We start from the raw sequence: 13,149 nt of genomic DNA, 5'->3' as shown, positions 1-13,149 counted from the left end.
TTCCCGCCTTGCCAGATATTACATTTCAACTCCTGCTTTTGCTCTTTGCCGCCGCGTTCTTCGCCGGTTTCGTCGATTCCATTGCGGGCGGCGGTGGGCTGATTACCGTGCCTGCCATGCTGTTGGCAGGCATTCCACCGCTGCAGACCCTTGGCACGAACAAGGTGCAATCCATCTGCGGCGCGGCCTCGGCTACAATCGCCTATGCCCGGCAAGGACATGTGCAGCTTCGCGAACAGCTTCCCATGGCATTGATGGCAGTCATCGGGGGCATGCTTGGAGCGTTACTGGCGACCATCATGCCGAGCCAGGTCCTGCGCATCATCCTGCCCTTCCTGCTGATAGCAATCGCGCTTTATTTCGCCCTGAAACCCAATCTCGGCGATGTCGAAAAGCATCGGCGCATGAGCGCCGGACTTTTCGGTGTGACGCTGGTGCCATTGATCGGCTTCTATGACGGCGCTTTCGGCCCCGGCACCGGCTCGTTCCTGATGCTCGCCTTTGTGACCCTCGCCGGCTTCGGCCTCTTGAAGGCGACGGCACATACGAAGCTGCTCAATTTCGGATCGAATCTCGGCGGCCTGATCGTCTTCATCTTCTCCGGCGCCATCCTTTGGAAAGTCGGGTTGACGATGGGGCTTGGCCAATTCCTCGGCGCGCAGCTTGGCTCGCGGCTTGCCATGCGCATTGGTGCAAAACTGATCAAGCCGCTGCTCGTCATCGTCTGCATCGCTTTTGCGATCAAGCTGCTGGCGGATCCCACCCATCCCGTCAGGATCTGGCTCGGCCTCTAGAACGAGCCTTTGATTACCTCCGACGTAATTGATAGTGCTTCGGTACGCGTCGATGATCGCCCTGCCTGAACGGTTCAGGCGATCCAAAGGAGTTGACCGATGCCTGACGCGAACACCATTGCAGACCGCTATATCGCCATCTGGAACGAGGCCGACGCCGACCGCCGGCGTGCGCTCATCGCCGAGGCGTGGACAGAAGACTGCAGCTATGTCGACCCGATGATGCGCGCCGATAATCGCGAGCAGATTCACGCACTCGTCACCGCGGCACACGAACGCTTCCCCGGCTTCCGCTTCTCGCTCATCACGAACGGCGATCGTCACGGCGACAATCTCCGCTTCTCCTGGGGCTTCGGTCCGGCCGATGACGAGCCGCTGATCAAGGGCACGGATTTCGCCATCCTCGAAGGCGAGCGACTGAAATCCGTTCACGGCTTTATCGACCAGCTGCCGGTTGCCGCATGATGAACCCGGCCCGCTCTCTCGGCGACCATCTGCGCGAATGGCGGCAGCGCCGCCGCCTGAGCCAGCTCGAATTCGCCCTTGAAGCCGACATATCGCAGCGACATCTGAGCTTCATCGAGAACGGGCGGGCGCTTCCAAGCCGCGAGATGCTGATGCATCTCGCCGAACGGCTCGGCGTTCCCTTGCGCGAACGCAACCCGATGCTTCTCGCAGCCGGATTTGCACCGGTCTTTGCGGAACGCAGGCTGGATGATCCGGCGCTTGCGCCGGCACGCCGCGCCATCGACATGCTCCTGAAGGGACATGAGCCCTTCCCGGCTCTGGCCGTCGACCGGCATTGGACGCTGATCGCCGCCAATGCCGCCGTCGCACCGCTGCTTGCCGGTGTCCTCGATACCTCGTTGACCGAGGCACCGATCAATGTTCTGCGATTGAGCCTGCATCCGCATGGCCTGGCGCCTCGGATCGCCAACCTCTCCGAATGGCGGGCACATCTGCTGGAGCGTCTTCGCCAGCAGATATCGGCAACCGGCGATCCCGTTCTGACAAAACTGCTTAAGGAATTGTCGGCCTACCCCGCGCCTGTGGCATCGAAATCGACGGCCGCGGAACGGGATTTTGCCGGCATTGCCGTACCCCTCGAACTTGTCACCGAGGCGGGCCAACTCTCCTTCATCTCGACCACGACAGTCTTCGGAACACCCGTCGACGTCACGCTCTCGGAACTAGCGATCGAATCCTTCTTTCCCGCAAACCCACAGACAGCGGAAGCGCTGAAGGCGATGCTGCCGGGCAGCTAAACGCCCGCAAGCGATCAGAACTCGACGCCCGGCTGCCCTTTGATGCCGGAGCGGAAAGGATGCTTGATCAATTCCATCTCAGTCACGAGATCGGCAATCTCGATCAGCTCTTCCTTGGCGTTGCGACCGGTCAGAACCACATGAGTCATGTAGGGCTTCTCGTTCTTGAGGAACTCCAGCACGTCGTTGATGTCGAGATAGTCGTAACGAAGCGCGATGTTGATCTCATCAAGCAGCACCATGGAATTGCGCTCGTCGCGGATCAGCTCCTTGGCCTTTTCCCATGCGGCCGAGGCCGCCGCCACATCGCGGGCGCGGTCCTGCGTCTCCCATGTGAAGCCCTCACCCATGGTATGGAACTGGCAGAGATCGGAGAAATGCTTCTCGATCAGATCGCGCTCACCGGTCCACATGGCGCCCTTGATGAACTGCACGACGGCACTCGGCTTTCCATGAGCAATATGGCGGAAGATCATGCCAAAAGCGGAGGAAGACTTTCCCTTGCCCTTACCTGTGTGAACGATGATCAGACCCTTCTCGTCGGTCTTGGTCGCCATGATCTTATCGCGCGCGGCCTTCTTCTTGGCCATCTTGTCGGCGTGGCGGGCATCGTCGTTCTTCGGCGCGCCCGTACCGGTTTCGGCCAATTCGTCGCTCATTGCATTCTCCCTGATATGATCGATTTCTGTGCCAGCGGGCCACCACGCCAAAGATAGAGCGCGACGAGCGGCTGGTCTTCCGTGCGCATCGCGTGGCGGATATTCGAGGGGTGATGGATGATCTCGCCTGACCAGCGCGGCAGGAATGGCTGCGCGTCCTTGCTCCAGAGCGAGCCGTCGGTCAGGGGGATATAGATCTCCTCCGCCTCGTGATGATGGTCCGGATAATGCACATTGGGACCAAGCAGCAGAAAGCCGCCGGCCATCTCCTCGCTCGCAAAATGGCCGCGCGTGCCGAACAGCTCGACCCAGCCATATCGCTGCAGAAAGTCTGCGCCGAAATCTGTGATGCTGTAGGTCTGGGCCCAATGCAGCTCGTTCGCGGCTTGAAAGAGCCTGTCGAACAGCACGCCTTCTGCACCCTCCCCCAACCGATCATGCTTCCGAAGATAATCGACGACGGGCAAGCCGTGCGTCGCAAGCGAGCGCGGTTGCGCCGGCCAGTCAAAGCCTTCCACGAAATGCTGCAGCATCAGATCGCTGCGCGACAGCACGTAATCCCGAAAACCAACCAGAAGCTCGTCGATCGCACTCATTCCGCCGCGTCCTTACCCTTATCCAGGCTTTCCAGATCGAACCGCGCCGAATTGCTTCTCGGCGTCCAGAGCTGGCGATCGATCGCCTCAAGCAGACGTTCGCGCATGTCCCGAAGTGCTGCCGGATTCTTCTCCGCCATGAAATCGCGCACGCCCTGATCGGCGACGAAGGCCTGATAGACGGCCTCGAAATGATGATTGCGCACAGCACCCGTCGTCGCGGCAAAGGCAAAGAGATAGTCGACGGTTGCCGCGATCTCGAAGGCGCCCTTGTAGCCGTGGCGCATGATACCCTCGATCCACTTGGGATTGACGACGCGCCCGCGCACCACACGGCCGATCTCCTCTTCGAGCGAGCGGATCACAGGCTTCTCCGGCCTCGAATGATCGTTGTGGTAGATCGAGGGACGCGCACCGCCGAGCTGCTCGGCCGCCGCCGCCATGCCGCCCTCGAACTGATAATAATCGTCGCTGTCGAGCAAATCGTGCTCGCGATTGTCCTGGTTCTGCACGACCGCCTGGATCGAACGCAACCGCTCCTCGAAGACGCCCCGTTCGGCTCTTCCTTCTTCGCCGGCACCATAGGCATAACTGCCCCAGACGAGATAGGCCTCGGCCAAATCGGCACGCCGCTCCCATCCCTTCTCGTCGATGAGCGCCTGCAGACCGGCACCGTAGGCTCCGGGCTTGGAGCCGAAGATGCGATAGCCGGCCCTGCGGCTAGCGGAGACCGTATCGAGGCCGGCGGCTTCGAGCCGCGCGATCTCGTCCCGCATGCGCGCCGCAATGGGATTATCCGCAGCATCTTCATCAAGCATGCCGACGGCACGGATTGCCTTGTCGAACAAGGCGATCTGCTCGGGAAAGGCGTCGCGGAAAAAACCTGAGATACGCAACGTGACATCGACACGCGGCCGCCGGAGCATGGCAGGCGGGATGATCTCGTAGCCGGTGACGCGGCGCGAGGTCATGTCCCAGACGGGCTTGACGCCGATCAGCGCCAGCGCCTGCGCGATATCGTCGCCACCCGTGCGCATGTTCGACGTGCCCCAGGCTGTCAGGCCGAAGGAAACGGGCCATTCGCCGTGATCCTGAACATAGCGGCGGATGAGCAATTCGGCCGATTTCTTGCCAAGCTCATAGGCAGCCGGCGTCGGAACCGCACGGCTGTCGACCGAATAAAAATTCCGCCCCGTTGGCAATACATCCGGCCGGCCACGTGTCGGTGCGCCGGAGGGGCCGGGCGGAACGAAGCGGCCGTCGAGGCCTTTGAGCAGAGCTGCGATTTCCGCATCGCCGCAGGCGAGGATGGACGGCTGAAGCTCTGCGGCAATCTCGTCAAGAACCATGCGGGTATTGGGCCAGTTCTCCGGGCAGGCAGTTTCGCCATTCACGAGTTCTGCGGCCAGGAGTTCGATGCGCTCGACAGTATCGCCCTGAGTGCGCCAGGAGGCTCCCGAGACATCTTGGAGGATTGTGGGGCGCGGCCCAGTCCATTCGGCGGCCATGTCGCAATCCAAAGGATCGAATGGCTTGTTCGGAGAGATACCCCCCTCTGTCAGCTTCGCTGAAATCTCCCCCACAAGGGGGGAGATTGGTGGGAGTATGCCGTCCGTCTCTCCTGATGCATCACCAACCGCATCAACGGGTTCGATAGTCATTTGAGGCGATGTTGTGCCGCGAGCAACCAATCTCCCCCCTTGTGGGGGAGATGTCGCGAAGGCGACAGAGGGGGGTATCGCACCCTCCACGCCCGCGAACGCATCCCGCGCAATCGCCCGCTGCAAACTCTGATCGCCACCCTCGCCCACTCCGCGCGGCACCCTTGCCAGCGCCACCGTCAAATCGGTCAGCAGCCGTCCAGCAGGAGAAACGCCGAAGATGTGCAACCCGTCGCGGATCTGCATTTCCTTGAGGTCGCAGAGATAGGCATCAAGCTTGCGCAAGGCCTCGTCTTCACCCTCACCCTTGGCGATGCCCGCATCCTGATCCAGCCCGATATCGGCGACGAGATCAAGGATTTGCTTGCGGAGCAGACGGATGCGGCGCGGATCGCCGCCCGAGGCCTCGTAATATTCGTCGACCAGCGCCTCCAGATCTTTCAGCGGACCATAGCTCTCTGCCCGCGTCAGCGGCGGCGTCAGGTGGTCGATGATGACGGCGCTTGTGCGGCGCTTGGCCTGCGTGCCCTCGCCGGGATCGTTGACGATGAAGGGATAGAGGTTCGGCAGCGGCCCGAGAATGGCTTCCGGATAGCAGCTTTCCGACAGCGCCAGCGCCTTGCCCGGCAGCCATTCGAGATTACCGTGCTTGCCCATGTGGATGACCGCATGCGCATCGAAGGAACGGCGAAGGAAGGCATAGAAGGCGAGATAGCCGTGCGGCGGCACGAGATCGGGAGAGTGGTAGCTCTCCTTCGGATCGATATTGTAGCCTCGGGCCGGCTGGATACCAACGAGCACATCGCCGAAGCGGGCGAACGGCAGGGCAAAGCCGTCACCAATCGCGTAAGGGTCCGCCGCCGGCTCGCCCCAGCGCGCCATGATTTCATCCTGAATCTGTTTGGGAAGCGACGAGAATAAATCCCTGTAGTCGCTGAAGGAAAGCCTCTCGCGGACGACGCGGCCATCGTGCCCCGAATTTGTCGGCCCTTCCGCCAGATGCCGCATCAGCGCATCGCCATCGGCAGGCAGATCGGCAACGCCGTAACCCGCCGCCCTCATTGCCCTCAGCACTTCGATCGTGCCAGCCGGCGTATCGAGCCCGACGCCATTGCCCAGGCGCCCATCGCGATTAGGATAGTTCGCCATAACAAGCGCGACGCGGCGATCGCCGGGCGGCGTATTACGCAGCCGCGCCCAATTGGCAGCGAGCCGCGCCGTATAGCGCATGCGATCCTCGAGCGGTTCGCTCGCGACGATATTGGCCTCGACCCGCTCGTCATAACGGGCAGCCGCCTTGAACGACACGGCGCGGGCGAGAACACGGCCATCGACCTCGGGCAGCGCCACGTTCATGCCGAGATCGCGCGCCGAAAGCCCCTGCGAGGATGCCTTCCACGCCTCTTTCGATGAAGCCGAGAAGATGGCCTGCAGAACGACGGCATCGCCCGTTTCCAGCACCGTCGCCTGGCGATCCGCGCCAGGCGCCGAAACGGCAAAGCCCGTCGCGTTGATGACCACGCCCGGCTTCAGCTCGGTAAAGACACTTTCGAGAATGCCGACGGATACGGCATCCTTGAGACTATAGGCAAAGACCGGCAGCGGCCGCATGCCCTCGGCAATGAGCGCCTCTATCATGGCTTCGACGGGCCTGGTTTCACCGCTCTGTACGAGGGCGCGGTAGAAAGAAATTGCGACCGTCGGAGGTTCGAGCCCCTCCGGGACCACCACCCCCAAATTGGAAACTCTCCGCCACTCCTCGACACCGATCACGCCGCGGCTCGGCCACCATATGCCGGCCTTCATCAGGGGCACTGCTGGCATCGGCTTCTCTGCGCCCGAGAGCATCGCCTCGGCGTAGGCAAGAAACGCCCGCGAATTCGTCTCTCCGCCCTCGATCAGATAGGACCAGAGGGCATTGAGATCGTCGAGCGCGACGTTGGAGAATGGTGTCAGCCCGGGATCGGGCTTCGAATCGCCCGGCAACACCGCGATAAGGGCCTCCTGACGCACCGCACAGGCATGCAGCGCCTCCAGCGCATAATGGAAGTAACTCGCCCCTCCCAGCGCCCGCACGATGATGAGCTTCGCATGCCGCGCCGTCCTGTCGATATAGGTATCGACGGACATCGGATGCTTGAGGCTCATCAGGCTTGCAAGCCGAAGGGAACGATCGCCCTCACCATGCGCTGTGGCAATCGCCGCAAGCTCGGTATCGGCAGCCGACAGAAAGAGGATATCGCCGGGCGACTGCCCGAGATCGATCGCCTCCTCGCCGTCGCTGATCGTTCCCTTTTGAGCCAGGAGGAGATGCATCAGACCTTAGAGTATGCGGCGGCATACCCCCCTCTGTCCCTTCGGGACATCTCCCCCACAAGGGGGAAGATTATTTGGCGCCATGCCTCACCCCATCGACCATCCGAAGCGACTAAAACCTCGGTAGTCAGCCGTTTCGCAAAAACGTAGTCGCGAGTTCCCAATCTCTCCCCTTGTGGGGGAGATGTCGCGAAAGGTCCGATGGACACGGGGGGTATCGCACGGCAAAGACACGACATCGATTAGACCAATGCCTCGATTGCCTTGCGAACGATCGCCGCGTCCATCTCATGCAGGCCGATCACCACGAGCCGGGTCGCGCGCGCTTCACCCGGCGTCCAGGCGCGATCGAAATAGGTATCGATGCGGCTGCCGACGGCCTGAAGCTGCAGGCGCATGGGCTTGCCGGGGACATCGACGAAGCCCTTGAGGCGCAGCACATCATGCTCCGCAATCACGCGCTTCAGCGCATCGACGAAGGCGGCCGGATCGGCAATCGGGCCGAGTTCCACGACGAAGCTGTCGAATTCGTCATGGTCATGCGGCGTGCCGTCCTCATGCTCCAGTTCATGATGGGATTTGCGGTTGACGATATCGTCTTCCGTGCCGATGCCGAGGCCGAGCAGGACGGCAGCGGGCACGTCACCATTCTTCGCCTCGATGATTGTCGGCTTGCGGGCGGTGCGCGAGGCGACCTCGGCGCGCACACGGCCGAGTCCGTCGACGTCGATCAGGTCGGTCTTGTTGAGCACGATCAGATCGGCACAGGTCAGCTGATCTTCGAACAGTTCCTCGATCGGGCTTTCGTGGTCCAGCGAGTCGTCCTCGACGCGGGCAGCCTCGACAGCGTCGTGATCGTCGGCAAAGCGGCCGGCGGCAACGGCGGCGCTGTCGACGACGGTGATGACGCCGTCCACGGTCACGTGGGTGCGGATATCGGGCCAGTTGAAGGCAGCGACCAGCGGCTGCGGCAGAGCAAGGCCCGAGGTCTCGATGACGATATGATCCGGGCGCGCATCACGCTCCAAAAGCTTCGTCATGGTGGGAATGAAATCGTCGGCGACGGTGCAGCAGATGCAGCCATTGGTCAGCTCGATGATATCGTCCTCGGTGCAGTTCTCCGCGCCGCAGCCCTTCAGCACGTCGCCGTCGACGCCGAGGTCGCCGAACTCGTTGATGATCAGAGCGATCTTCTTGCCACCGGCATTCTGCAGGAGGTTGCGGATCATCGTCGTCTTGCCGGCTCCCAGGAAGCCGGTGATGACGGTGGCGGGAATCTTTTCCTGGTTCATATGGATCAGCCCTTCATTTTCAGCGGCAAGCCCGCTGCGATAAAATAAACTTCGGCACTTGCCGCAGCGACCATCTGGTGCAGGCGGCCGGCATGGTCGCGAAATTCGCGCGCCATGCGATTTTCCGGCACGATTCCCAGGCCAACCTCGTTGGAGACGAGAACGAGCCTTGATCGCGCAGTTGGTAGAAATGCAGTGAGAGCGGCAAATTCCGCCGCCATGTCACGCTCGGCCATCATCAGATTGGTCACCCAGAGCGTCAGGCAGTCGATAAGCACCGCCCGCCCCTCCGCGTCGACAGCGGCAAGCTGCCCGACGAGATCGATCGGCTCCTCATGCGTCTGCCAGAGATCGCCGCGATCGGCACGATGTTGGGCGATGCGCTCGCGCATCTCATCGTCCCACGCCTGCCCCGTCGCCACATAGTGACGTTCGAGACCGGTGTCCGAAACCAGAGATTCAGCAAACCTGGATTTGCCGGAACGCGCGCCGCCAAGGACGAAGACCGCTTGGGAAATAGAAGCCGACATGCGTTATGCCCACTCCCAAGCAAAAGCGAGGGTCGGCAGCACGTCGCTGGAACCGGGAAACAGGCGCCCATACGCCGAAAACTCGTCTTGCGCCATGACAACCTCCGTGCTGGCAGCGGAACTCGCGTCCCAAAACAGGCTCTGCGCCCGGCACGCATGGCAGGTCTCCTGGCTCGCGGATAAGACGCCGCGACGGGGGCGGACCGAAACGGTCGCCCCCGATCGTGCGCCAGCGGATCCTTCTCGCCTTCCCGGCAATGCATCATGAAAAGGCGGACGATTCGTAGAATAAGAGGCGTCCAGCCCCGGTTGATCATGATGCCACACCAGTGGCTTTTTCGATTTGAGCCTCCCCCGCCCCGTTCGCCCCATGCGAACTATCGACAGAATCGGCTTCAAACCGAACGAAAGACCCTGACCGCTCTACAGTCGCGGGGTCGGCTGTGATGAGAACGCCCGGATTGGGTCCGCCCCTTCACATTCCCTTTTCATCCCATGCGGCAGATCGCCGCTCAGGAACCATTCGTTATGCCGCAATGATTAGGCTTTCACTTAGTTCAAGTCAATCAAGGGCATGGATGCGACCTGCGCCATCCTGATTGCGAAATCGGTTGAAAATTCGCATGAAATCAGCGGCTTTTTTGCCGTATTTCTTTGATGTTAGGAGTTTATAGAGGGTAAGCCCTCACATTCGAGCAAAAACGTATCGTCCGCTTCCAATGCTACAGAAATTCCAACCGCGACGTCTCGGCGTCTTCTCGGTCCTATTCGATCTCGGTCGCTTCAGGGCATTGCTGCGTCGTGGCGAGCTGGGACTTGTTTTTGCCGGCGCCCTGGTGGGAATAGCGTCCGGCTGTGCCGTTACCGCGATGAGCTATATCTCGCGCAAACTTCACAGCGTCATCTACGGCATAACCGACTACGAACGCTTGAGTTCGGCGGCGATGGCAATTCAGGACAAATCCGTATTGTTCATTGCACCGATCGCAGGGGGCATCATTCTCGGCATATTGCTCTACATATTATCGCGCACGCGCAAGAAACCGATGGTCGACCCGATCGAGGCCAATGCGCTACATGGCGGTCGCATGTCGCTGACCGACAGCATCATCGTCGCCGTGCAGAACCTGATCTCCAATGGATTCGGCGCGTCTGTCGGGCTTGAAGCAGGTTACACACAGCTCGCGGCCGGCATTGCCTCCAAATTCGGCTATAAGATGCAGATGCGCCGCGCGGACCTGCGCATGCTCGTCGGATGCGGCGCGGCCGGCGCTATTGCCGCAGCATTCAATGCGCCGCTCACCGGCGCCTTCTACGCCTTCGAGCTCATTATCGGCAGCTATTCGATCGTGACCCTCACACCCGTCGTCGTTTCGGCGCTCATATCAACCATGATAGCAAGACTGCTCGCCGGCGACGATTTTGCCATCGATATCGATCATTTCGGGGCGATCGTTCCGGCGGATTATCTTCCAGCCATCCTGCTTGGTGCCTTCTGCGCCGGTATCGGCATCCTGATCATGCAGGGCGTCGCCTGGGTCGAAGAATTGGCACGCAAGAGTTCCATCGCGCCGCCGTTCCGGCCCGCGCTCGGCGGCCTGGTCGTCGGAACACTGGCGTTGATTTCGCCGCAGGTCCTGTCTGCCGGCCATGGCGCGCTGCATCTCAATCTGTCTACGGACGTGACGCTGGGCGCCTTGGCGGGTCTATTCCTGCTGAAATCGCTCGCCTCCGCAATATCGATCGGCTCCGGCTTCAGAGGCGGCCTCTTCTTCGCCTCGCTGTTCATGGGCGCGCTGCTCGGCAAGATCTTCGCCTATTGCGCACCCTATTTCGATCATGCCACGCTGACGCCGGCCGTCTATGCCGTCGTCGGCATGAGCTCGCTTGCTGTTGCCATCATCGGCGGCCCGCTGACCATGACCTTCCTGGCGCTTGAAATCACCGGGGACTTTCCGATCACCGCCCTGGTGCTGGCCGCCGTCATCACCTCGTCGCTCGTGGTGCGCACGACCTTCGGCTACTCCTTCGCCACATGGCGCTTCCACCTACGCGGCGAGAGCATCCGCAGCGCCCATGACGTCGGCTGGATCCGCAATCTCACGGTCGCTCGCATGATGCGCCCCGACGTGCATACGGGCAGTATCGACATGAGCATCGAAGAATTCCGCAAGAATTTTCCGATCGGCTCGGCCCAGCGCGTCATCCTGATCGACAAGAACGAGAAATATTCCGGAATGGTTCTCGTGCCCGACGTCTATGCGAGCCCGATCGAAAAAGACGACGAGGAACACGGTCTTTCCGATTTCATCCGGCTCCGCAACGAATTCCTGCAGCCGCAGATGAACGCCAAGCAGGCAGCCGCCATGTTTGAGCAGACCAAGAGCGAAGCGCTCGTTGTGGTCAACGATTTGATCGAGCGCAAGGTCATCGGTCTACTGACGGAGAGCTATACGCTGCGCCGCTACAGCGAAGAGCTCGACCGCCGCCGCCGGGAAGTGTCAGGCGAACTCTAACTGACCAGGCTGTCAAGCCAGGCGGGATCGAGCACAGCTTCCAGCTCTGCCGCAACTTCGTCCAGAGCCGCGTCGACGCTGGCGCGATAGTTCGTGCGCTCGCCGGAAAGGCCGAAGCTTGCCAGCAGCTTTGCCCGGTAAGCATCACTGCCGAAGAGCCCATGCAGATATGTGCCCATGACGCGTCCATCCGGCGATATCGCTCCATCGGGCCGCCCGTCGATCATGGCCGATGGCCGCTCGCAGTCCGGCCCCCGCGTCACGCCAAGATGGATTTCATAGCCCGATAGCGGCACCTCATATTCCGTAGAAATGGCAGTACTGTTGCGCACCGTCTTTTCCGGCGCCATTTCCGTCTCGATATCCAAAAGGCCCAATCCGGGCGTATCAGTCACCGATCCCTCGATACCGAGCGGATCGTGAACCATATGGCCGAGCATCTGATAGCCGCCGCAAATGCCGATGACGCGCCCGCCGTGGCGCACATGCGCGGCTATATCGCGGTCCCATCCCTGTTGGCGCAGATCAAGCAGATCACCGATCGTCGACTTGGAGCCCGGCAATATCACAAGCCCCGCATGCGCAGGCAAACGCTCACCGGCGCGGACGAAGACCAGATCGACATCCGGCTCGGCCCGCAACGGATCGAGATCGTCAAAATTGGCGATGCGCGACAACACGGGTACGGCTACCTTCAAAGCACCGGACGAGCCGCGGGCAAGCCGCTCCAGCACGACCGAATCCTCCGCCGGCAGGCGCGCCGCCGCCTTCAACCACGGCACGACACCATGGCATTGCCAGCCCGTGAAGCCGCGAATCGCCTCTATGCCCTCGCCAAAAAGCGAGACATCGCCACGGAACTTGTTGATGAGATAGCCGCGGATCATCCGCCGGTCTTCCTCCGGCAAGATATGGTACGTGCCGACCAGCGACGCGATCACGCCGCCGCGATCTATGTCGCCGACCAGCACGACCGGGACATTGGCGCGCGTCGCAAAACCCATATTGGCAATGTCGCCGCGCCGCAGATTGATCTCGGCGGGCGAACCTGCCCCCTCAACGATGACGAGATCCGTCCCCGCCCGCATTGTGGCGAAGCTTTCGAGCACCGCACCGAGGAGCTGCGGCTTGAGCGCCTGATAGTCTCTGCCCTTGGCATGCCCCCAGACCTTGCCCTGCACGATGATCTGGCTGCCGGTTTCCGATTGTGGTTTCAACAGTACCGGATTCATGTGAACAGATGAGGGCACCCGCGCCGCCAGCGATTGCAGCCACTGCGCCCGTCCGATCTCGCCGCCATCTTCGGCAACGGCGGCATTGTTCGACATATTCTGCGGCTTGAATGGGCGCACCCTTACACCCCTGTTTGCGAACAGCCGGCATAGTCCTGCGACCAATACCGTTTTTCCGACATCGGAGCCGGTTCCCTGCAGCATGATCGCTCTTGTCATTCCCCACCACCTCGATGCCGCTACAGCCACTGAAACGCTAGATTCCGCCTTGATTCTGCCGCGATCTCC

Annotated in this window: 10 protein-coding genes and 1 riboswitch; of the genes, 4 read left to right on the top strand and 6 right to left on the bottom strand. The window is 61.4% G+C overall.

The features are described from left to right. Positions 1-8: 8 nt before the first annotated feature. From PH558_RS05085 to PH558_RS05075, 3 genes are all read left to right on the top strand, one after another. On the top strand, positions 9-794 hold the full coding sequence (locus PH558_RS05085) for a TSUP family transporter (RefSeq protein WP_285202508.1): 786 nt from the start codon (positions 9-11) through the stop codon (positions 792-794). Positions 795-893: 99 nt separating this feature from the next. Beyond that, the gene (locus PH558_RS05080; RefSeq protein WP_285202507.1) at positions 894-1,259 is read left to right on the top strand and encodes a nuclear transport factor 2 family protein; all 366 of its coding nucleotides are present in this window, start codon (positions 894-896) and stop codon (positions 1,257-1,259) included. Further along, positions 1,256-2,059 carry a helix-turn-helix domain-containing protein gene (locus tag PH558_RS05075; RefSeq protein ID WP_285202506.1) on the top strand — a complete coding sequence of 268 codons (804 nt, stop codon included), beginning with the start codon at positions 1,256-1,258 and terminating at the stop codon, positions 2,057-2,059. Before PH558_RS05080 ends, PH558_RS05075 begins: the two co-directional genes overlap by 4 nt. Before the next feature lie 14 nt (positions 2,060-2,073). Here PH558_RS05075 and cobO read toward each other — a convergent pair whose 3' ends face one another. From cobO to cobU, 5 genes are all read right to left on the bottom strand, one after another. Further along, complete coding sequence (gene cobO / locus PH558_RS05070; protein ID WP_285202505.1) at positions 2,074-2,718, bottom strand: cob(I)yrinic acid a,c-diamide adenosyltransferase; 645 nt, start codon at positions 2,716-2,718, stop codon at positions 2,074-2,076. Beyond that, positions 2,715-3,314: a dimethylsulfonioproprionate lyase family protein gene (locus PH558_RS05065; RefSeq protein WP_285202504.1), complete on the bottom strand. Its 600-nt coding sequence runs from the start codon at positions 3,312-3,314 to the stop codon at positions 2,715-2,717. The genes cobO and PH558_RS05065 overlap by 4 nt, the downstream gene beginning before the upstream one ends. After that, positions 3,311-7,291 (bottom strand): cobaltochelatase subunit CobN, encoded by a 3,981-nt coding sequence (gene cobN, locus PH558_RS05060; RefSeq protein WP_285202502.1) that lies wholly within the window; start codon positions 7,289-7,291, stop codon positions 3,311-3,313. The genes PH558_RS05065 and cobN overlap by 4 nt, the downstream gene beginning before the upstream one ends. A 242-nt stretch (positions 7,292-7,533) precedes the next feature. After that, positions 7,534-8,583 (bottom strand): cobalamin biosynthesis protein CobW, encoded by a 1,050-nt coding sequence (gene cobW / locus PH558_RS05055; RefSeq protein ID WP_285202501.1) that lies wholly within the window; start codon positions 8,581-8,583, stop codon positions 7,534-7,536. A gap of 5 nt (positions 8,584-8,588) precedes the next feature. Continuing rightward, a complete protein-coding gene (cobU, locus tag PH558_RS05050) occupies positions 8,589-9,113 on the bottom strand; it encodes a bifunctional adenosylcobinamide kinase/adenosylcobinamide-phosphate guanylyltransferase (RefSeq protein ID WP_113408071.1) in 525 nt (174 codons plus the stop codon). Positions 9,114-9,254: 141 nt separating this feature from the next. After that, positions 9,255-9,652: riboswitch (cobalamin riboswitch) on the bottom strand. Positions 9,653-9,832: 180 nt separating this feature from the next. Between cobU and PH558_RS05045 the strand changes: the two genes are divergently transcribed. Then, positions 9,833-11,629 carry a chloride channel protein gene (locus PH558_RS05045; RefSeq protein WP_095435150.1) on the top strand — a complete coding sequence of 599 codons (1,797 nt, stop codon included), beginning with the start codon at positions 9,833-9,835 and terminating at the stop codon, positions 11,627-11,629. Here PH558_RS05045 and PH558_RS05040 read toward each other — a convergent pair. After that, positions 11,626-13,080, bottom strand: a complete 1,455-nt coding sequence (locus tag PH558_RS05040; protein ID WP_285202500.1) for a cobyric acid synthase — start codon at positions 13,078-13,080, stop codon at positions 11,626-11,628. The two genes, PH558_RS05045 and PH558_RS05040, sit on opposite strands and share 4 nt — an antisense overlap. Positions 13,081-13,149: the final 69 nt, after the last annotated feature.

This window comes from Rhizobium pantanalense, from assembly GCF_030182525.1.
Lineage (GTDB): Bacteria > Pseudomonadota > Alphaproteobacteria > Rhizobiales > Rhizobiaceae > Rhizobium.
The sequence above is the reverse complement of the archived record's forward strand: the minus strand, read 5'-3'. Positions and strand labels throughout refer to the sequence as shown.